This is a genomic window from Cellulomonas sp. P1_G12_2 (genome assembly GCF_056405535.1).
Map to the genome: position 1 here is coordinate 1,504,627 of NZ_JBFUBX010000001.1, position 19,735 is coordinate 1,524,361.

Sequence of the window (19,735 nt, forward strand, 5' to 3'; positions counted from 1 at the left end):
GGCGCCGACGTCGTCGGCGCCTCCGTGACGGGTCGACGAGCGATGGCAGCACGCGAGGTTGCCCGTGGGTGCCTACAGCACGGCGACATCGGCAGCGTCTCGGGCCTCACGTTGTGGGCAAACGGCGGCCGACGCGTTTCGGGAGGTCAGGCGCTGGGACCGCACTACCCACGAAGCGGACCTTCGCGACGCGATGCGCAACCTTGGCTACATCGCCGGCTGAGCCTCGTCGAGGAGCTGGCGGGCAACCAGCGTGGGGAGGGGCGTGCTCCCGGGGCTTCGTCGGCTACCTTCGAGAACTCGTCCGCTGACCGCAGTTGCCCGTCTCGGTCGTGGTTCGTCGAACGGGCAATGTCCCCAGCTTCGACTCGACAGGCTCGATGCGCGGCGGGCCGATGACGATGAGTGGCCAGTCGACGTCGCCGTCGATGGCCCGTAGGCGGGAACTGATTACTGCTCCGGGCTTTCGGGCACCACCGCGGCGACCGAGTTTCGGTCCGTCGAAGTGCTTTTCGGCGGCTCCACGCTGACCGCGCAGAGCCGTGTTGACTCTGTCAACCGACGAGCCCGAATCGAGGGGGTTCGCCCGAGTCGGTCGAGAGCAATCGCGCAGGTGGCAGCCCACTACCAACGGCTTTCCGACGGCTCTCAACGGCTCCGGCTCACGATCCTGGATCGCCACCGCGCGTCGGGAGTGATCGGGATCCGTGCGGCGCCGCAGGCAGCCTCAAGGGTGAGGGCGACGACGGACAGGACGGGATCAGGCTGCGGCTGACGTGATCGTCGGCACGACGAGCACACTGGTGGAGCATGGACGATGTTCCGAGCCTGACGTACGGCGAAGGAGTGTGCTCGTGACTACCCGCCTGGTACTCCCCGAAGAACCGACCGCGATCGGGCCCGATGGGAGCGACGTGCGCGTCCTCCTCGACACCCCGCACGGCGGTCTCGCACACTTCACGTTCCCACCCGGGTCGGTGTCGCCCACCGTCCGGCATCGCACCGTCGACGAGCTGTGGTACTTCATGTCCGGCGCTGGGCGCATGTGGCTCAGCACAGCAGGAGACTCGCAGGGCCTCGTTGTCGCACCGGGTGTATGCATCAGCATTCCGGTCGGCACGGCGTTCCAAGTCTCCGTAGCACCAGGCGACCCGCTCGTCGCGATCGGGGCCACGATGCCTCCTTGGCCCGGGCTGGGCGAGGCAGAAGTTGGCAGCGATGGACCGTGGACTGCGACGCTTTCCTCAGGGCCGCACTGACCGTGCCTGCCCTGCATGGGGGCCTCACCGCAGTCGCTCGAGCAAGGTCTCGATCACATCGAGCGACTCGCTGATGTACGCGTCCAAGGGCGGCCCGCGTCTCTGCCGCGAATTCGTCGCCCATGTACCGTCTCAACCGACTTATGGGCTGACTATTGAGGCCGCCTCCGGCCAGGGATAGTCTCGACCGTGAGGATTCTTCGCAGCGGCGAGACCCGCTCCCCTCGAAATGCAACGAAGTGCTCGGATTCCCGTGGTGTGCACGCATGCATGCGGCGCTGAAAGAGCGGACGCCGAGCCACGCCGTGTTTGATGCCTGCGGCAACTGCGTCGACAGCGCGTGTTTATCTGAGGAGTTCAGGAGCGCCAGCAAAGGTGTGTGATGCGCGATGTACGTCCTATCATTGCAGACCCTGACGGAGCAGATCGTCGGCGCTCAGGTCGCCGAGAAGCACCTCAGCGGCAGTGTGGAGGACCTTTCGATCCTCTTCGAGGGGAACAATCTCGAGGTGATCGAGACGCGCTATACCGCGTTTGGATTTCTTGCGTTCGACCCGCGTGCCGATCACGTGATCGTCGACTATCTCGCCGAGGGGACGCTCGCAGCCGACTCTGGTGCGAGGGTCCTCGTTCTGTTCACCACCGCACGACCGGCACCCTTCCCGAGTCCGCTGGACGTGGAATCCCTGGACTGGCTCGAGCTCGATACTGGCACGCTCCCTGCTCAGGAGATGCTTCGAGATCTCTTCGTCCCGAATGAGGCCCCGCCGCTCCCGGGGATCGCCTTTCTCCGCAGGTTCTCGACGGGGGACGAGGCGATCTACTTCCCTCTTGGAGATCACGAGACGGCGGCCGCGCTAAGGCAATACCTTCGCGCCTTGTTCGTCGATGTGGCGGGGGCAGCCGACGCTGGGACGACTGGGCGCCAGTTCATCAATCACATCGCCGTGAAAAGTCAGCTAGCCAATAGGACGTTCCGGCGCGGCATGATCGGTTCACCCCGGCAGTGGCTCATCAGTGGCTATCGGTACGTCAAAGCCAATGCCGGCGACATCATCGCAGCGGTGGGGCTCTTTGTATGACTCTCTCTTGGCGACCGGATCGGAGCGAAGCGATGATATTGACGGGCAGAGAGGACTGCACCCGCGCGGTAATTCCGGTTGCCGATGGACTGCTCCAGGAGATGACCACCTTCGGTCGCCTGGCCAGCGCATCAACCTTGGAAGAGGACCAGTTCGCGACCTTCACCGCTGCCGCCGGCTTCACAATGGCGCTGCTCGAGGCTCTACAGGGACCGGCAGAGTTGCGCTTCCGCGCATCTGTGAAGGCGCCCTATTGCTACAACACCGGGAGTTGGCCCCCTTCTCTCGGTCCAGCGGGTCACCTGGGCGAGCCCGGTCAGGTTCTTCCCCCGGCTGAAGCGGCGCGCTCGCTCTTCCTGAACTGGAACCTGGCAGTGACGGACTCGGGCCTTCTCTCCTCGCGACTGCTTCGCTGCGCGTCATGGCAGATGGCACGGCACGGCGTTCCCGCAGCAGTCGACCTCGTCGTCGACCTGTTCGAGTGGGGCTACTGCAACGCCGGGAGCGTCTTCGACGTCTACGACGTCATCATGCGGGCCGGAGCTGTCAGTCAAGATCCCGACTTTGTGGTTGGGGCATTCTTTGGAGGTGCGGTCCCTACGACGCCAGCGGAATTTCTTCAAGCCGACCTACACCTGGATTGGCTGGACGACGTGGTGGCGGGCGACTCACTATTAGGTCGGTCGGCGCTGGAAGCGCTCATCGCCCGCGCGAGCCGTTCCGTTGTCACGACCCGCGAGGCCGGCTCAGTTGGCGAGTGGTTTACCGCGCAGGTGCAACTCGGGGCGCTGCTGACTCTGTTTCTGCCGTTGCAGCGGACCTATGTGCCGACGCCGGGCCCGGGCCTGCAGGTCCTGCTTGGACAGTGGGAGGAGATTCAGGCGGACGCAGTCGGCTTCGAGCTCACGTGCCGCGCGGGGTTTGCCTTTCCCACCTGGGAGACGGTCAGGGCCATGTCCGACAGCGTAGGCGCCGCCTATCGTTCGAGGCTCCCGTCCGATTGGGAGGCCCGGATGAGCGCTGAACGACTCGTGGTTCCGTCCCAGGTTCGCGATCAGGTGCTGCACCCCGAGATCGCTACTGACGTGCCTCCTCGCTGGGTGTCGCTTGACGCTAGCGAGATCCTTCCCTGGACATTGCTGTTCCGAGGTGGTGAGGCCGCCGCGCTATTCACTCGGACTGGCGAGATGACGGCTTCACCGCCAGACGTCGTGCTCGCGGAGCTCAAGGCCCTTATCGAGGGAGCGGGCGACGACCTCGCCGCTCAGGTGAGTCGCGCGTCTCAACTGTGCGCTCGATACCCGTACCTGTCTGCCGCTCATCAGGAGCTCGGCATCGCACACCATCTGGCCGGCGACGTGGAGGCCGGGATCGACGAGCTGGCAGTCGCCCTCGCTCTCGAGCCAGCGGAACCGATGCTCTGGCGGTCACTCGCAGTCGCTCTGAATCAGGGCGGCTACCGCAATGAGGCTGCCATGGCACACGCCGTCGAGGAGTGGATCTCGTCACGATCTGTCTAGCTGCAGGCGCGGGAGCTTCGCGCGCTCCCAGGTCCAGTGGACCGCAAGTCTGCGTCGCTAGGAGGTGACCGCCACGCACAAGACGTGCGGCCCTTGCCTCGAGAGAATTTCTATGGGCAGGGGCGCACTTCGGTCTTCTGGTGCGGATGGTGACCGCTCAAGTGAACGGAACCGGTACTGAGCCGCCAGCCTCAATGCCCATGGATTGCGGACGTTAGTCAGAACGTGAACCCTCGGCAGGTGCTCAAGGCTCGGCGGGAAGTGCGAACTCCTCAAGCGCTGCGCCAGTCTCGATCAGAGTGCTCAGGCTCTCGGTGAAGCGCGCCGCGGGTGCCCCGTCGATCACGCCGTGGTCAAAGCTCAACGTCAGTGGCAGCATCGGCCGCACAACGACGACCCCGTCGCGCACGACCGCGCGGTCCGCGATGCGCCCCACCGTCGCGATCACCGTCAGGGGTGCGAGCGGAATGGCCCACCCCCACCCGCCGGCGAACATCCCGATCGACGTGACTCCCACTGCGGGGCCAAAGGTGGCGGCGATGTCGGGTCTGGTGGCGGCGACACGGATGGCAGTCCGTCGAAGAGGTCCCGGTAGCCGTATCAGCGCCCCGATCAGCCCGCTCGGGCGGTGCTCGTCGCCCGGTCCGTAATTCGCTCGTTGCAGGGTCTGGGAGATCGCCATGCAGGACTGCTGGTCGGCGTCAGCAACCGTGATGGCGTCGAGCACGGTGCGTCCCTGCCAGTGCCGCTCCACGGTCGCGCCGATGTCGACGCGGTCGAAGGAGACGATCGCGTTGCCGGCCTTGCGGGCGTTCACCTCGGGATGCATCGCGACCGCCCGTGCCACGCTCGCGATGACGAAGCCGGTCCACGACACACGCGGCTCGGATGCGGCGATGCGCGCCATGGGGGCGGTCACGTCGAGCTCGAGCAGGGCGTGGACCTGGAATCGTCGGCTCGCGCCCGCCAGCCTGTCCAGGATCGGCTGGCGGTCCCGGGGCACAGCCCGCACGACGTAGGCCATGGTCAGCGGATGCCCTCCCAGAGCGCCCGCTCCCAGGCCCGGGGGTCGTCGACGACCTCCGAGGTGGTGTCGAACCGCATCGTGGCCCTGCGGTGGTGGTCGTACGGGGGCCAGCCGGGATCACCGGTTCTGGCGAAGGCGATCCACGTGGCGTGCATCAGACGCGCGAGGTCCTGCGGCGGGTGGGCGCCGAGCATCGGGCCGAACAGCGGCGCGTCGGGAGTCGCGGTGTCGAAGACGAAGGGCACCTCGACGGCGTGGACCGCGCCGAGCCCGGGGGCGGCCCAGGCGAACTCGTACATGTAGGTGCGTCCGGTCGCAGGGGTGCGCGTGCGGGCTTCGGCGAGGCGGAGGGCGGGCACCCGCATCCACCAGTCGGTCTGGACGTTCGCGAGCAGGTCACCGGGGGAGGCCTGCGGATACCTGTCCCGGTAGGCGTCGAGCGCTGCCGACGGATCCAGTCCGTAGGCCGCCAGCGCCTGGTAGCCGTGCCCGCGGACGGGGCCGGTCAGGATCTCGTCGGTGATCTGGCCGAGGGCGCCGCTGACCAGGAGCCAGAGCCTCCAGTCGTCGGTGTTCGTGCCCACGATGACGTCGACCTCGCCGCCCGAACCGGCCGCGATCTGGTCGATGGGGTAGCCAGGCAGGACCTGCCCGTCGACGACCGGCTGCCACGGCATCGTGCTGGTGACCACCGCCTGGCCCCAGCGCTCCGGGTCCGGGTCGGTGAGCAGCTCGGTCTTCAGCTGGGCCTGTGCCGCGAGCAGGCGATCCACACCGACGGACGCGATCGCCTGGCGGGTCGGGGGCACGCCGAGGATGTCGGCCAGGTACCCGGCGATGCGTCGCGCGTCGTCGGCCGGGGTCACCTGGTGCGCCGCGCCGCTCTGCAGGATGGCCCGGCGGAACAGTCCCTTGGCCTGGGGCATCGCGAGCAGGGTGCCGATGCTCATCGCGCCGGCGGACTCGCCGAAGACGGTGACGTTGCCGGGGTCGCCGCCGAACGCGTCGATGTTCTCCTGCACCCATTCCAGGGCGGCCACCTGGTCGAGCAGGCCGAGGTTGGCGATGCCGTCCCCGAGGTAGAGGAACCCCTCGGCGCCGGGGCGCCAGTTGACGACGACGCAGACGACGCCGTCGCGGGCGAAGTGCGCACCGTCGTAGGCCGAGGTCGAGCTGAGCTCGAACATGCCGCCCTGGATCCAGACCACCACCGGCAGGCCTGTCGCCGTGGGGTCGGGCGTCCAGAGGTTGAGGTTCAGGCAGTCCTGCGACGGTGCGGCGCGCTCGACGCCGGCGAAGGCGCCAGAGACGTCGTGCCAGTCCTCATTCGCTCCGCCGGTGGCCGGCGGAGCGACCTGCGGGGGCTCCGGGCCGGGTGCCGTGGCGTCGCGCACGCCGCTCCAGGGCTCGACGCTCTGCGGGGGTCGGAGCCGGTTCGCACCGAAGGGCGGTGCGGCGTACGGGACTCCCAGGAACGCGTACACGCCATCGGCGACGCTGCCACGCAGGACGCCCTGAACGGTCTTGACCGTTGCACCCATGTCGACCAGGTTTCGTCGGCCCAGGCCTCGCCGGTAGGGGCGGAAGTCCCGGGGAGGCCCGTTAGCCTCGGTGGCGTGGATGCGGCTGCGGGACATGACGAGACCGACGTGCTCGCCGACCTCCGCCGCTACCCCGACCTCGAGGCGCCGAACCTGTACGCGGTCGACGCGAGCGACCGGCTGATCCTCGACGAGGCCGCGCCGGCGCTGGAGAGGACGGCGGGCGACGTCGTCGTGATCGGCGACCACCACGGCGCGTTGACGCTCGGTGCGATTGCGCGGCACGGGCTCTCCGGGGTCCRCACCCACCAGGACCGCCTCCTCGGCGAGCGGGCACTGCACGCGAACGCCGAGCGGCTCGGCCTGAGCGGGTTCACTCAGCTGGGTCTGACTCCCGAGCTCCTCGACAAAGCGAGAGTGGTCCTGCTCCAGCTCCCGCGGTCGCTCGATGCGCTCGACGAGATCGCGGGCCTGATCGCCGCTCACGCGGACCCCGAGGTCGTGGTCATCGCCGGCGGGCGGGTCAAGCACATGACGACCGCGATGAACGACGTCCTCGGGCGCCACTTCACCAGCGTGCAGGCGCACCTGGCACGACAGAAGTCGCGCGTTCTGGTGGCGTCAGAACCGCGCCCGGCCGGCCGGCGTTGGCCGAAGCGCCAGGAGCACCCCGACCTCGGCATCACCGTGTGCGCGCACGGCGGCGCGTTCGCCGGGACGGGGATCGACATCGGCACGCGCGCGTTGCTGCAGCACCTCGACGCGATGCCGCTGGACATCGCCCAGGCCGTCGACCTCGGCTGCGGCACGGGCGTTCTGGCCGTCCTGCTGGCACGGGCGAACGAGGGGCTGACCGTCACCGCGACCGACGAGTCCGCCGCCGCGGTGGCCTCCGCCCGCGCAACGGTCGCCGCGAACGGTCTGGAGGGTCGAGTCGTCGTCGTGCGCGCGGACGGTGCGGAGACAGTCCCGGACGCGAGTGTCGACCTTGTCGTGCTCAATCCGCCGTTCCACGTCGGTGCGGCGGTCCACGACGGGGTGGCCCGGACGCTCTTCGCCGAAGCCGCGCGCGTGCTCAAGGACGGCGGTGAGCTGTGGGCGGTGTGGAACTCGCACCTGCGCTACCGGCCGACGCTGGAGCGTGTCGTCGGGCCGACCCGGCAGGTCAGCCGCGACCCGAAGTTCACCGTCACGGTCTCCGCTCGCGCGGCTCAGCTCCCGCCGATCTGATCCTTCGAGTCGTCGACCGCATCGTCGATGAGCGACGTCAGAACCTCCGCGACGAGCGAGTCCGCCATCGCCTCGATGCGGGGAAGCTGCGACTTCTGCATCTTGCGAGGCTGGTGCTGGAGGATCCGCAGGGCGCGGTCGACCTGGTCCGCCCGCTGCTTCCAGCCCGCCGCCTGGACCGAGGCGATGGACTCGGCATCCTGAGTCTCAGAACCGAGGACTATCGAAGCCTGCTCCCGGACCGAGTCCATCGCCCGTGCGATCTTGGCCTCCGGAGTGCGGGCCCGCTGGACGTCGGCGAACTTCTTGCCCAGGTTCTCGAGGCGCTTCTGGATCTCGGGGTTGTTGGCGACGATCACGCTGACCTGGGCGGCCACCTTCTTGGCCAACGGCCACGCGACCGCCAGGGCGACCCCCGTCTTCTTCTTCGCCATCTCGCTCACCCCCTGGCCCGGCATCGGATCTGCTGGACCGACCCTGCCCCGGCCGCTCTCCATCGGCAACTGGTCGGAACCGGACGTACTCTCGACCGGATGATGCGTCCCACTGCCGCAACTGTCGGCGAGCTCCGCGCTTCCGGGCATGTCCACACGTCGGTGCGCGAAGAAGTCCGCACCAACCTCCTCGCCGCCCTCAGAGACGGCCGCGACCCCTGGCCCGGCATCCACGGGTTCGACGACACCGTCATCCCGCAGCTCGAGCGGGCCCTCATCGCCGGCCACGACATCGTCCTGCTCGGCGAGCGCGGCCAGGGCAAGACGCGACTCCTGCGCACCCTCCATGGCCTGCTCGACGAGTGGTCCCCGGTGATCGAGGGGTCGGAGATCGGCGAGCACCCCTTCGAGCCGATCACCGCGGCGAGCAAGAGACGGGCGGCCGACCAGGGCGACAGCCTCCCCGTCACCTGGCGCCACCGCGACGAGCGGTACGTCGAGAAGCTTGCGACGCCGGACACGAGCGTCGCGGACCTCATCGGCGACGTGGATCCCATGAAGGTGGCCGAGGGGCGTGCCCTCGGTGACCCGGAGACGATCCACTTCGGCCTGGTGCCGCGGGGCCACCGTGGCATCGTCGCCATCAACGAGCTGCCCGACCTCGCCGAGCGCATCCAGGTAGCGATGCTCAACGTGATGGAGGAGCGCGACATCCAGATCCGCGGCTACGTCCTGCGCCTGCCGCTCGACGTGCTCGTGGTGGCGACGGCCAACCCGGAGGACTACACCAATCGTGGGCGGATCATCACGCCGCTGAAGGACCGGTTCGGCGCCGAGATCCGGACGCACTACCCGACCGAGCTGGTCGACGAGGTCGCGGTCATCCGCCAGGAGGCCCTCCTCCACGCGGAGGTTCCCGACCATCTCATCGAGATCCTGGCCCGGTTCACCAGGGCGCTGCGGGAGTCGAGCGCGGTCGACCAGCGCAGCGGGGTGAGTGCGAGGTTCGCCATCGCGGGCGCGGAGACCGTCGCGGCTTCGGCTCTGCACCGGGCTGCGCGGCAGGGCGAAGACCACGCGGTCGCGCGGCCGGTGGACCTCGAGACCGCGGTGGATGTCCTCGCGGGGAAGATCGAGTTCGAGTCGGGGGAGGAGGGGCGCGAGGACGAGATCCTCGACCACCTGCTGCGCACCGCCACGTCGGAGACCGTGCGCGCGCACCTCCGAGGCATCGACTTCAGCCTCCTGGTCGACGCGATCCAGGGCGGGGCGATGGTGACCACCGGCGAGCAGGTGACGGCTCGCGACGTGCTGACCGGGCTTCCTGCGCTCGGGGAGTCCGAGCTCTACGACGAGATCTGCGAGCGGCTCGACGCCACGAACGACGGCGAGCGGGCGGCCGCGATCGAGCTCGCGCTGGAGGGCCTGTACCTGTCCCGCCGGATCAGCAAGGAGTCCGGAGGCGGCGAGACGATCTATGGCTAGACCGAATCGGCGCCTCAAGAGGTACACCCCGTACGTCGACGGGCCGGACCCGCTCGCGCCGCCGGTCGACCTGGCCGAGGCGCTGGAGGCCATCGGCCAGGACGTCATGGCGGGCTCCTCGCCCGAGCGGGCGATGCGCGAGTTCCTGCGCCGCGGCGGCCGGGACCAGGCGGGTCTCGACGAGCTGGCGCGACGGGTCGCCGAGCGGCGCAGGGCGCTGACGCGCGAGAACAACCTCGACGGCACGCTGCAGCAGGTCAAGGAGCTGCTCGACCGGGCGGTGCTCGCCGAGCGCAAGCAGCTGGCGCGCGACGTCGACATGGACGAGAGCGACCGGGCCCTGGCGCAGCTGCAGCTCGACAACCTCCCGTCCTCGCCCGCGGCCGCCGTCAACGAGCTCAACGGGTACGACTGGCGCAGCAGCGAGGCGCGGGCGGAGTTCGAGAAGATCAAGGACCTGCTGGGCCGGGAGATCCTCGACCAGCGCTTCGCCGGCATGAAGCAGGCGCTGGAGAACGCGACCGACGCCGACCGGGCCGCGCTGAACGAGATGCTCGCGGACCTCAACGGGCTGCTCGACGCACGGAAGCGCGGCGAGGACACCCCGGAGCAGTTCGACGACTTCATGGCGAAGCACGGCGAGTACTTCCCTGAGAACCCGCAGAACCTCGACGAGCTCCTGGACGCCCTCGCACAACGGGCCGCGGCCGCCCAACGCATGCGGAACTCGATGACGCAGGAGCAGCGCGACGAGCTCGACGCGCTCGCCCAGCAGGCGTTCGGCTCGTCGGACCTCATGGACGCGCTGGGGCAGCTCGACGACAACCTGAAAGCCCTGCGGCCCGGCGAGGACTGGGGAAGCTCGGAGCGCATGGACGGCGAGAACGGGCTCGGGCTCGGCGACGGCACCGGCGTGTTCCAGGACCTCGCCGACCTCGACGCGCTCGCCGAGCAGCTCGCGCAGTCGTACCAGGGCTCCCAGCTGGACGACGTCGACCTGGAGAAGCTCGCGCGCCAGCTCGGCGACGATGCGGTCGTCGACGCTCGCACCCTGCAGCGGCTGGAGAAGGCGCTGAACGAGGGCACGATGCGGCGCGGCTCGGACGGCAAGCTGGCGTTGACGCCGAAGGCCATGCGCCAGCTGGGCAAGGCGGTCCTCAAGGCCGTCGCCGACACGATGTCCGGCCGCACCGGCGGTCACGACGTCCGGCGCTCCGGTGCCGCCGGCGAGCCGTCGGGATCCACCCGCCCGTGGGTGTTCGGGGACACCGAGCCGTGGGACGTGAGCCGGACGATCACCAACGCGCTGGCGCGCGGGTCGCGCACGATCCAGGTCGACGACGTCGAGGTCCAGGAGACCGAGGCGCGCACCCAGGCCTGTGTGGCGTTGCTCGTCGACACCTCGTTCTCGATGGCGATGGAGGGCCGCTGGGTGCCGATGAAGCGCACCGCGCTGGCGCTGCACACCCTGGTCACGAGCCGGTTCCGCGGGGACGACCTGCAGCTGATCGGCTTCGGGCGCACCGCGTCGGTCATGCAGATCGAGGCGCTCGTCGGGCTCGACGAGAAGTGGGAGAAGGGCACCAACCTGCACCACGCGCTCCTGCTGGCCAACCGGCACTTCCGCAAGCACCCGAACGCTCAGCCCGTGCTCCTCATCGTCACGGACGGCGAGCCGACGTCCCACCTGGAGTCGAGCGGCGAGGTGTTCTTCGACTACCCGCCGAACCCGATCACGATCGCCCTGGCGGTGCGCGAGCTCGACGGCTCGGCGCGCCTGGGCGCACGCACGACCTTCTTCCGTCTCGGCGACGACCCCGGTCTCGCACGCTTCGTCGACGCGATGGCCAAGCGGGCGGGCGGCACCGTCGTCGCACCCGAGACGGACGACCTGGGCGCGGCGGTCATCGACTCCTACCTGAGCTCGCGCCGCAACGGCGCCTTCGGGGGCTGGGGTCGCGACGACTAGTGGTGATCCGCTACTTGATCGCGCCCTGAGTCACTCCGGCCATCACCCAGCGCTGCGTGAACAGGTACACGATGATCGCGGGCGTCATGGCCATGAGGTAGGAGGCGAACGCGACGTTGTAGTTGCTGCTGAACTGGGTCTGGAAGATGTTCTGCAGCACCGGGAGGGTCTGCAGCGTGGAGTCGGCGGTGATGAGCGACGGCATCATGAAGTCGTTCCAGGAGGCGAGGAACGCGAAGATCGCGACGGTCGCGCTCATGGGCGCCATCATCGGGAACACGATGCGCCGGAACACCACCCAGGTGGTGGCGCCGTCGAGCCGGGCGCTCTCCTCGAGCTCCTCGGGAAGGCCCCGGATGAAGGCCGTGAACAGCAGGACGCTGAACGACAGCTGGAACATCACGTGCAGGAGCGCCACGCCGACGGGGTTGGCGAGGCCGACCATCCCCGTGAGCTTGACCTGCGACAGGGCGAGCACGGGGAACGGCAGGAACATCGCCGCCAGCAGGTAGAAGAACGACCAGCGGAAGAACTTGTGGTCCCAGTTGCGCGCGATGGCGTAGGCCGCGAAGGCCGCGAGGATGACGGTGCCGACGACGGTCACCGCGGTGACGAACACCGAGATGGCGAACGCGCGGGGGAAGTCGGTGAGCTCCCACGCCTGGACGAACCCGTCGACGCTGAGCGGGGACGGCAGGGAGAAGACCTGCCCGTCGACGGACTGCTCGGTGGTCTTGAAGGCCATCGTCACCGTCGCGTAGAGCGGCACGACGACGGCCAGCGTGCACAGGACGAGGACGAGGGTGGTGCCCCAGCTCGGGCGGTCCTCGCCTCCCTTGCCGAGGAAGCGCCGGCGGGGACGGACCGGTACCTGGGCGGGGGTCGTGGTGACCAGGGTCTGGGCAGTCATCAGAACGCGCTCCTTCCGCGGTTGAGGCGTAGCTGGATCACGGCGAGGACCACGGCGATGAGGAAGAAGATCGTCGCGTTGGCCATCTGGTAGGCGTAGTCGCCGCCGGTGAAGCCGGAGAAGATCGTCATGGCGACGCTGCGGGTCGCCGTGCCGGGACCGCCGTTGGTCAGGCCGACGATGATGTCGTAGGCGTTCAGGAAGTTCTTGAAGCCGATGACCAGGTTGATGACGACGTACCCCGCGACGAGCGGCAGGGTGATGGAGACCAGGCGTCGCAGCGGGGACGCGCCGTCCATCGACGCCGCCTCGTAGACCTCGGCCGGGATCGACAGGATCCCCGCGATGTAGATGAGCAGTGCGCTGGGGATCGCCTGCCACGCCGTGACGATGACGATCGTCACCCAGGCGAGGTCGGGGTTGGCCAGCAGGCTCTGCTCGAGGGCCGTGATGCCTACCGCCTGCCCGAGCTGCGGCAGCGAGTTGGAGAAGAGGAAGTTGAAGACGTAGGCGATGACGATGCCCGAGATGACCATGGGCAGCACGAACGCCGCGCGCAGCGCGACCTTGCCCCGGATCTTGGCGGTCAGGCCGACGGCAAGGAGGAACGCGAGGAGGTTCACCAGCAGCACCGTGACGAGGGCGAACCCGATCGTGAACAGGTACGAGCTGCGGATCGCCGGGTCCGAGAACAACGCCACGTAGTTGGTCAGGCCGATGAACTGGAACTCCCCGAAGCCGACCGAGTCGGTGAAGCTGAAGGTGATGCCCATGATCGCGGGCAGGGTGATGCAGAGCGTGAAGAGGACGAGCGTGGGCAGCAGGAACAGGTAGAACGTCCGGTTGACCCGGGGGCGGCTCGCCTTCATCGGCGGCGGTGCCACGACGTCGCGGCTCCTCGGCCGGGTGGCAGCTGCTGTGGCCATGAGATGTCTCCGTTCGATGGTCGAGGTCGTCAGGAACGGAAGGCCAGGCGCCGCCAGTCGGCGTCGAGGGTCCGCAGGATGGGCTCCGGGTCGGCACCGGAGGCGAGGGACTGCGCGTAGTTCTGCAGCGGGATCGACTGGGGGACCAGCTGCGACGCGCCCAGGTAGAAGGCCGCGTCGTCGTAGTACTCCTTGAGCTCCACCAGCGTCTCGTTGGTCACCGGGGCCGCGTCCTTGGTCACGCCGAAACCCAGCGCGTGGGCGTTGTAGGCGTCGATGACGTCGGGCTGCATGAGGAAGGACAGGAACTCCCGCGCCGCTTCCTGCTTGGTGGACTGCTCCGGGATCCACAGGGCGAGGTCGATGTTGACCCGGACCTTGCGGTCCGCCGGGTCGTCCGTCATCGGCAGGGGGAACGCACCGACGTCGAGCTCCGGGTTCGACTTCGCGATCTCGCCGATGGCCCACGGGCCCTGCAGGTACATGGCGGCCTCGCCGTTCGCGAACGCGAGGTTCCCGTCCCCGTAGCCGCGGCTCGCGGCGTTGTCCTGCGAGTACGGGACGAGCTCCTGCATCTGCTGGACCGGCGCGAGGAACTGCTTCTCGAACGACACGGGGGAGTCGGGCCCGACGTTGGTGCCCTGCCTCTTGAGCTGGTTGAAGAACTTCGTGGTGTCGACCGTGCCGCCGACCGAGTAGTCGAAGTGGCCCTGCGCGATCGTCCACGGGTCCTTGAACGTGCTGTACAGCGGGGTGACCCCGGCGGCTGCGAGGGTGTCGCACGCGGCGATGAGCTCGGCCCAGGTGGTCGGGACCGTCAGGTCGTGCTCCGCGAAGATCTGCCGGTTGTAGAGCACCGCCGCCGCCATCAGCGAGTACGGGATCACGCTGGTGCGGTCCGGGTACGTGGCCGTGACGTCGATGAGGGGCTTCAGCTCGTCGAGGATCCGGCCGGCCTCGGGCATGTCGCCCAGGTCGCTGAGCGCCCCACGTTCGACGTAGCGCGAGATCTCGAAGTTGTAGTTGAGGCAGCCGATGTCGGGCGGAGACTCCCGCACGAACGTGCCGGCCAGGTTCGACGCGGCGTCGTGGCGGACGCGCACCCGGGACTGGGACTGGTGGAACTGCTCGATGAGCTCGTCGAAGTACCCGATCACCTCCGGCTTCGACTGGTAGAAGACGATCTCCGTCGTTCCGGAGCCTGCGGGTCCGGCGCACGACGCGAGCGCGAGGCCGGCGCCCGCGACCCCGACGCCGCGAAGGAATCCCCGTCGGCTCAGCTCGGCCGACATGAGGGGTGTCTGGGACGTCATGCCTTCGCCTCCATTGGTGAAGTCATCGAACGGCAGGGTTGCCGTCAGTGGTCGCGTTGCAGCCAGACAGTGGTCTCCGCGGGCACCTCGTGGGCGTCGAGCGGCGAGCTCGACACGACCACCCGCCCTGCCGGCAGCGGCACCGGGGAGCTCCCGAAGTTGGTGACGGACGTCCAGCCGCCGGGTCGCGCGAACGCGACGACGCCAGGGGCAACTGGCGTCAGCCACTCCAGCGCCTCGCTGGTCTGCAGGCGCCGCCGCTCGGCCAGGGCTCGCCGGTAGAAGCTCAGGGTGGAGCCCTCGTCTGACGCCTGGGTCTCGACCGCGAAGCGATCGAAGTCGGCGGGGACCGGCAGGTGCGCCCGCTGGTCACCGAAGCCGAGCGTCGGACCCTGCGTGGCCCACGGCAGCGGGACCCGGCAGCCGTCGCGCCCCTTCTGCGCACCCCGGGAGCGCAGGAACGTCGGATCCTGCAGGACGTCCGCGGGCAGGTCGGCGACCTCCGGGAGGCCCAGCTCCTCGCCCTGGTACAGGTACGCGGAGCCGGGCAGGGCCAGGGTGAGGAGGGTCGCCGCACGGGCCCGGCGGCGGCCGCGCTCCTCGTCGGGGCGCGGCTCGGCGCCGTCGTGCAGGAGCCACGCGTTCAGGTCGGTGCCCTCGGGCAGCGCGTACCGGGTGGCGTGCCGCACCACGTCGTGGTTGGAGAGCACCCAGGTGGACGAGGCGCCGGACTCGCGGGCGAGCGCGAGGTTCTTGTCGATGATCGCGGAGAACGACGTCGCGTCCCAGCCGGCCTCGAGCAGGTCGAAGTTGAAGGCCTGCCCCAGCCCGTCGGGGGAGGCGTAGCGGGAGCGCCGGTGCGCGGGGACCCACGCCTCCGCGACGGCGGTGCGGGGCGGGTCGTACTCGTCGAACAGCCTGCGCCACTCGCGGTAGATGTCGTGGACCTCGTCGCGGTCCTGGAGCGGGTGGGCGCCTCCCCAGATGTCCGCGTCCAGCTCCGCCTGGCTGGCGAGCGGCTCGGTGAGGTCCTTGGCCAGTGCGTGCGCGACGTCGATGCGGAAACCGTCGACCCCCCGGTCGGCCCAGAACCTGAGCGTGGTGAGGAACTCCTGGCGCACCTCGTCGTCGGCCCAGTTCAGGTCGGGCTGCTCCGGGGCGAACAGGTGCAGGTACCACTCGCCGTCACCGACGGGCTCCCACGCCGGGCCGCCGAAGATCGACGTCCAGTCGCTCGGCGGGAGCTCGCCGCGCTCGCCGCGGCCCGGCCGGAAGACGTAGCGCTCACGCGCCCTCGAGCCCGGAGGCGAGGCGAGCGCCTCCTGGAACCAGACGTGCCGGTTCGAGGTGTGGTTGGGGACGATGTCGACCACGAGCCGGATGCCGGCGCCGTGGAGGGCCGCGCGCAGCTCGTCGAACTCCTCCAGCGTGCCGATGCGCGGGTCGACGGCCCGGTAGTCGTCGACGTCGTAGCCGCCGTCGGCCAGCGCAGACGGGTAGAAGGGGCTCAGCCACACCGCGTCGACCCCCAGCTCGCGCAGGTAGGCCACCCTGCTGGTGATGCCGCGCAGGTCGCCGATGCCGTCGCCGTTGGAGTCGGCGAAGCTGCGCGGGTAGATCTGGTAGACGACGGCCTGCCGCCACCAGGCCGCGTCCTGCTGCTGTGGGCCGGCAGACGTGCTGCCGGTTGCTGCCAGAGTCGACACCCGTTCCTCCGTATTGATGTAGGTCCTAAATTTAAGACCTGCCATTAAAGTGGCACCGTCGACCGAGGAGGTCAAGTGGTTGTCCGGACTCCGGTGGCGTCGCGGCACCTGCGCGACGCCAGCGCGCGGCTGGTGCTCGAGCACCTCTGGGACGTCGACGAGGTCACCGGATCGGCGTTGATCGAGGCCACAGGGCTCTCGCGGGCGACCGTGCACGACGTGTGCGACGAGCTCATCGAGCACGGCTGGGTCACGGAGCTGGAGAGCCAGCGCACCGGGAACGACCACCGCAAGGGACGGCCCGCCCGCCGGTACGCGTTCGACGCGCGCGCCGGGGTGGTCGTCGGCGTCGACGCCGGTCAGCACCGGATCAGCGCCACCGTGACCGACCTGCGGGGCGACGCGCTCGCGAGCACGGTGCTGACCGTGGAGCCGGAGGACGGGACCGTCGCCCGGCGGCTCGCCCTCATCGAACAGGCCACGTTCGCCGCCCTCGAGGACGCGGGTGCGTCGCCGCCGAGCGTGCTGGCGCTGGCGGTCGGTGTGCCTGCTCCCGTGGACCGTGACGGCCGCACCACGTTCCAGGACAACCCGTTCTGGGAGCTGATGAACCCCGACATCGCCCGCCACCTGCGCGACCGGCACGGCTGGACGACGCTCACCGACAACGACGCGAACCTGGCGGCGATGGCGGAGCACTGGCGGGGGCACGGGGCGGGTGCGCGGTGCCATGTCACTCTGCTCGCCGGCGAGCGGTTCGGCGCGGGCGTCGTCGACGACGGTCGTCTGCTGCGCGGTGCCCACGGCGGCGTGGGGGAGATGCGCTACCTGGACTTCGTCGAGGGGGTGGGGTCAGCCGACGGCATCGCGGCGGTGGTGCGCGCCGACGCCCGCGCCCAGCTGCACCGGCTGGACGGTCAGACCGGCTCGTCGCAGCTCCAGGACCTGGACCCCGCGACGCTGGACGCGGCGAGCGTCTTCGCGGCCGCCCTGGACGAGGACCCTCTGGCGGTCAGCGTCGTCGAGCACGTGGCGGCGCTCCTGGCGCGGGTGGTCGCGACGTTCGCAAGCATCTACGACCCGGAGCGCGTCATCATCGCCGGTGCCGTCGCCGAGTCCTGCGGGCCGCTGCTGGAGCTCGTGCGGCGCGACCTCGACCGGTACGTCGACCCACCGGGCATCGAGGTCCTCGCGTCGGAGCTGGGCCGCGACATCGTGACCGTCGGGGCCGTCAAGCGAGCCCTGGACCACGTGCGCGCGCATGCGCTGGAGATCGCACCGGCCAGGGTGCTCTAGAAGAAGGGCCACGGGAACGCCGGCATGGCGCCCGACGGACCGGGGAAGACGCCGTTGCGCACCAGCCGGTCGCAGCGGTCCGCCAACGCCTCCAGCTCCTCGCCGCTGAGCAGCTCGGACAGGGCCCGACCGAGGTCGCCGTCCAAGCCCGCGCGCACCCGCTCGACCCCCGCGACCTCAGGGGGGTCCAGCGAGTCGCCTCGCCATCCCCACAGGACCGTCCGCAGCTTGTGCTCGACGTGGAAGCTGACCCCGTGGTCGACGCCGTAGCGGTGGCCGCCGTGCATCGGCAGGACGTGGCCGCCCTTGCGGTCGGCGTTGTTCACGACGACGTCGAAGACGGCCATCCGGCGCAGCGCGGGGGAGTCCTCGTGGATCAGGCTCACCCGCCGGTCGTCCTCGTCCACGCCCTCGAACACGGCGCGCCAGCCGTCGCGGGGAGCCCGGACGAGGTCGACCGGATCCTGCTCGGGGTCGGGTTCCTGCCAGACCTGCACCATGCCGTGACCGAGCGGACCGTCGCGCAGGACGGTGGTCGGTACGACGTCCCACTCGAACGCCTCCGAGACGAGGTACGCGGCCGCTTCCCGGTTCGCCAGCGTCCCGTCGGGGAAGTCCCACAGGGGCCGCTCGCCGGCGACCGGCTTGTAGACCACCTGCGCCTCGCCGATCGTCGCGAGGAAGGTCGCGTTCGACGCGACCGTGATGCGCCCGACGAGCTCGAGCTCACCCGCGCGGAGGTCGGTCAGCTGCACACGTGGCCGTCGTCGATCGGCTGGCCGCACAGCGGGCACAGCGGCCGGCCCGACCGGACCACCTGCCGGGTGCGCTGGACGAACGCCCGCGCGGTCCCCACCGGCATCCGGACCAGGAGCACCTCGCTCGCGTCCTCGGGTTCGGGTGCCTCCTCCTCGTCGGTCTCGTCCAGCGGGAACGCCTCCACGACGACCTGCGCGGTCGACGGGTCCCACCCCAGGCGCAGCAGCCCCGTGCGGAACTGCTCCTCGACGGGCTGGTCGAGAGGCTCGTTGTCGACGAGCTCGGCGGGGGCGGCGGCGGGCACGCTGAACCGGTTGCCCTCGTCGGCCATCAGCGCGTCGAGGATCTCGTCGATCTTCTCGGCGAGCACGGCGGACTGCTCCTTCTCGAGCCCGACGCTCGTGTTCCGGGCGCCGTCGCGCACCTGCAGGTAGAAGGATCGGGAACCTGGGGGGCCGACGGTCCCGACGACGACACGGTCGGGCCAGTCGAACTGGTGCACAAGGGCCGGCATGGTGCCCATTTTAGGAGCGTGCAGCCGATTCCGGCCCGGCGCCGCCGCCCACCTGCGCGTCGCCGACCGGTCCGGCGGCGCCCAGCCACGAGAGGTCGCCGGAATCGGTGTTGGTGGCCACGACCTCGGGGCGAGTCGTCCCGTACCTGATGATCGAGACCGATCCGGGGTTGACGCCGAGGCGCTGGAAGAGGTCGAGACCCATGCCCAGCGCGTCCGCGAGGACGGACTTGATGATGTCTCCGTGGCTCACCGCCACCCACACGGCGCCGGCACCGTGCTCCGCCTCCAGCTCCGCGTCGAGCCGACGGATCGCCTCCACCGACCGGGCCTGCATGGTGGCCATCGACTCGCCGCCCGGGAACACCGCGACCGACGGCCGGGTCTGCACCACCGACCACAGCGGCTCCTGGGCGAGCTCCTTGAGCGGTCGCCCCTGCCACTGCCCGTAGTCGCACTCGACGATGCCGGGCTCGAGCCGCGTCCGCAGCGCGTGGCGCTCGGCGATGGTCCGCGCCGTCTGCCGGCACCGCGCCAGGGGGCTCGAGATCACCGCGACCACCGGCACCGCCGCGATCCGTTCGGCAGCGCGCTCGGCCTGGCTGCGCCCGACTGCGTCCAGATCCACCCCTGCGGCCCGACCGGTCAGGATCCCCGCGACGTTCGCCGTGCTCCGACCGTGCCGGACGAGGATGACTGTGGCCATGCCCTGGAGCCTAGGCACTGCGGGAACCAGGCGAGGTCGCGGAGGCTCACGGAACGGC

General features: G+C 69.7%; 16 protein-coding genes. 6 read left to right on the top strand and 10 right to left on the bottom strand.

The genetic code is table 11. From position 1 onward, the window contains the following. Positions 1–1,663 precede the first annotated feature (1,663 nt). Entirely contained in the window at positions 1,664–2,341 is a 678-nt protein-coding gene (locus tag AC1DXT_RS07100; protein ID WP_477060623.1) for a hypothetical protein, read from the top strand. Between the two features lie 101 nt (positions 2,342–2,442). Next, the gene (locus tag AC1DXT_RS07105; RefSeq protein WP_477060624.1) at positions 2,443–3,861 is read left to right on the top strand and encodes a tetratricopeptide repeat protein; all 1,419 of its coding nucleotides are present in this window, start codon (positions 2,443–2,445) and stop codon (positions 3,859–3,861) included. A 244-nt stretch (positions 3,862–4,105) separates the two neighbouring features. Here the strand turns inward: AC1DXT_RS07105 and AC1DXT_RS07110 are convergent, their stop codons facing one another. Both AC1DXT_RS07110 and AC1DXT_RS07115 read right to left on the bottom strand, forming a co-directional pair. Next, positions 4,106–4,885 carry a 2-oxo acid dehydrogenase subunit E2 gene (locus tag AC1DXT_RS07110; protein WP_477060625.1) on the bottom strand — a complete coding sequence of 260 codons (780 nt, stop codon included), beginning with the start codon at positions 4,883–4,885 and terminating at the stop codon, positions 4,106–4,108. A gap of 2 nt (positions 4,886–4,887) precedes the next feature. Then, positions 4,888–6,429, bottom strand: coding sequence for a carboxylesterase/lipase family protein (locus AC1DXT_RS07115; RefSeq protein ID WP_477060626.1), 1,542 nt, complete (start codon positions 6,427–6,429; stop codon positions 4,888–4,890). Between the two features lie 75 nt (positions 6,430–6,504). On the opposite strand from AC1DXT_RS07115, the gene AC1DXT_RS07120 reads away from it, so the two are divergent. Then, positions 6,505–7,659, top strand: a complete 1,155-nt coding sequence (locus AC1DXT_RS07120; protein WP_477060627.1) for a class I SAM-dependent methyltransferase — start codon at positions 6,505–6,507, stop codon at positions 7,657–7,659. Here the strand turns inward: AC1DXT_RS07120 and AC1DXT_RS07125 are convergent. Next, positions 7,641–8,093 carry a hypothetical protein gene (locus tag AC1DXT_RS07125; protein WP_477060628.1) on the bottom strand — a complete coding sequence of 151 codons (453 nt, stop codon included), beginning with the start codon at positions 8,091–8,093 and terminating at the stop codon, positions 7,641–7,643. The genes AC1DXT_RS07120 and AC1DXT_RS07125 overlap by 19 nt on opposite strands. A gap of 99 nt (positions 8,094–8,192) precedes the next feature. On the opposite strand from AC1DXT_RS07125, the gene AC1DXT_RS07130 reads away from it, so the two are divergent. Together AC1DXT_RS07130 and AC1DXT_RS07135 are read left to right on the top strand one after the other, a co-directional pair. Further along, positions 8,193–9,578 carry a MoxR family ATPase gene (locus tag AC1DXT_RS07130; RefSeq protein WP_477060629.1) on the top strand — a complete coding sequence of 462 codons (1,386 nt, stop codon included), beginning with the start codon at positions 8,193–8,195 and terminating at the stop codon, positions 9,576–9,578. Next, positions 9,571–11,547: a vWA domain-containing protein gene (locus tag AC1DXT_RS07135; protein ID WP_477060630.1), complete on the top strand. Its 1,977-nt coding sequence runs from the start codon at positions 9,571–9,573 to the stop codon at positions 11,545–11,547. The genes AC1DXT_RS07130 and AC1DXT_RS07135 overlap by 8 nt, the downstream gene beginning before the upstream one ends. A gap of 10 nt (positions 11,548–11,557) precedes the next feature. Here AC1DXT_RS07135 and AC1DXT_RS07140 read toward each other — a convergent pair whose 3' ends face one another. Genes AC1DXT_RS07140 through AC1DXT_RS07155 form a run of 4 tightly spaced genes read right to left on the bottom strand, consistent with a single transcriptional unit; the run spans position 11,558 to position 16,402 of the window. Next, the gene (locus AC1DXT_RS07140) at positions 11,558–12,457 is read right to left on the bottom strand and encodes a carbohydrate ABC transporter permease (RefSeq protein ID WP_477060631.1); all 900 of its coding nucleotides are present in this window, start codon (positions 12,455–12,457) and stop codon (positions 11,558–11,560) included. Continuing rightward, positions 12,457–13,383, bottom strand: a complete 927-nt coding sequence (locus AC1DXT_RS07145; protein WP_477060632.1) for a carbohydrate ABC transporter permease — start codon at positions 13,381–13,383, stop codon at positions 12,457–12,459. Before AC1DXT_RS07145 ends, AC1DXT_RS07140 begins: the two co-directional genes overlap by 1 nt. A gap of 29 nt (positions 13,384–13,412) precedes the next feature. Further along, entirely contained in the window at positions 13,413–14,696 is a 1,284-nt protein-coding gene (locus AC1DXT_RS07150; protein WP_477060633.1) for an ABC transporter substrate-binding protein, read from the bottom strand. A 44-nt stretch (positions 14,697–14,740) separates the two neighbouring features. After that, entirely contained in the window at positions 14,741–16,402 is a 1,662-nt protein-coding gene (locus tag AC1DXT_RS07155) for a glycoside hydrolase family 13 protein (protein WP_477060824.1), read from the bottom strand. A 75-nt stretch (positions 16,403–16,477) separates the two neighbouring features. Here AC1DXT_RS07155 and AC1DXT_RS07160 point away from each other — a divergent pair, with 75 nt between their 5' ends. Next, on the top strand, positions 16,478–17,698 hold the full coding sequence (locus tag AC1DXT_RS07160) for an ROK family transcriptional regulator (protein WP_477060634.1): 1,221 nt from the start codon (positions 16,478–16,480) through the stop codon (positions 17,696–17,698). Here AC1DXT_RS07160 and AC1DXT_RS07165 read toward each other — a convergent pair. The 3 genes from AC1DXT_RS07165 to AC1DXT_RS07175 are packed head-to-tail and all read right to left on the bottom strand — an operon-like array spanning position 17,695 to position 19,677. Then, on the bottom strand, positions 17,695–18,453 hold the full coding sequence (locus tag AC1DXT_RS07165; RefSeq protein WP_477060635.1) for an SCO1664 family protein: 759 nt from the start codon (positions 18,451–18,453) through the stop codon (positions 17,695–17,697). The two genes, AC1DXT_RS07160 and AC1DXT_RS07165, sit on opposite strands and share 4 nt — an antisense overlap. Beyond that, on the bottom strand, positions 18,444–18,971 hold the full coding sequence (locus tag AC1DXT_RS07170; RefSeq protein ID WP_477060636.1) for a DUF3090 domain-containing protein: 528 nt from the start codon (positions 18,969–18,971) through the stop codon (positions 18,444–18,446). Before AC1DXT_RS07170 ends, AC1DXT_RS07165 begins: the two co-directional genes overlap by 10 nt. Before the next feature lie 10 nt (positions 18,972–18,981). Beyond that, a complete protein-coding gene (locus tag AC1DXT_RS07175) occupies positions 18,982–19,677 on the bottom strand; it encodes an MSMEG_4193 family putative phosphomutase (protein ID WP_477060637.1) in 696 nt (231 codons plus the stop codon). Positions 19,678–19,735: the final 58 nt, after the last annotated feature.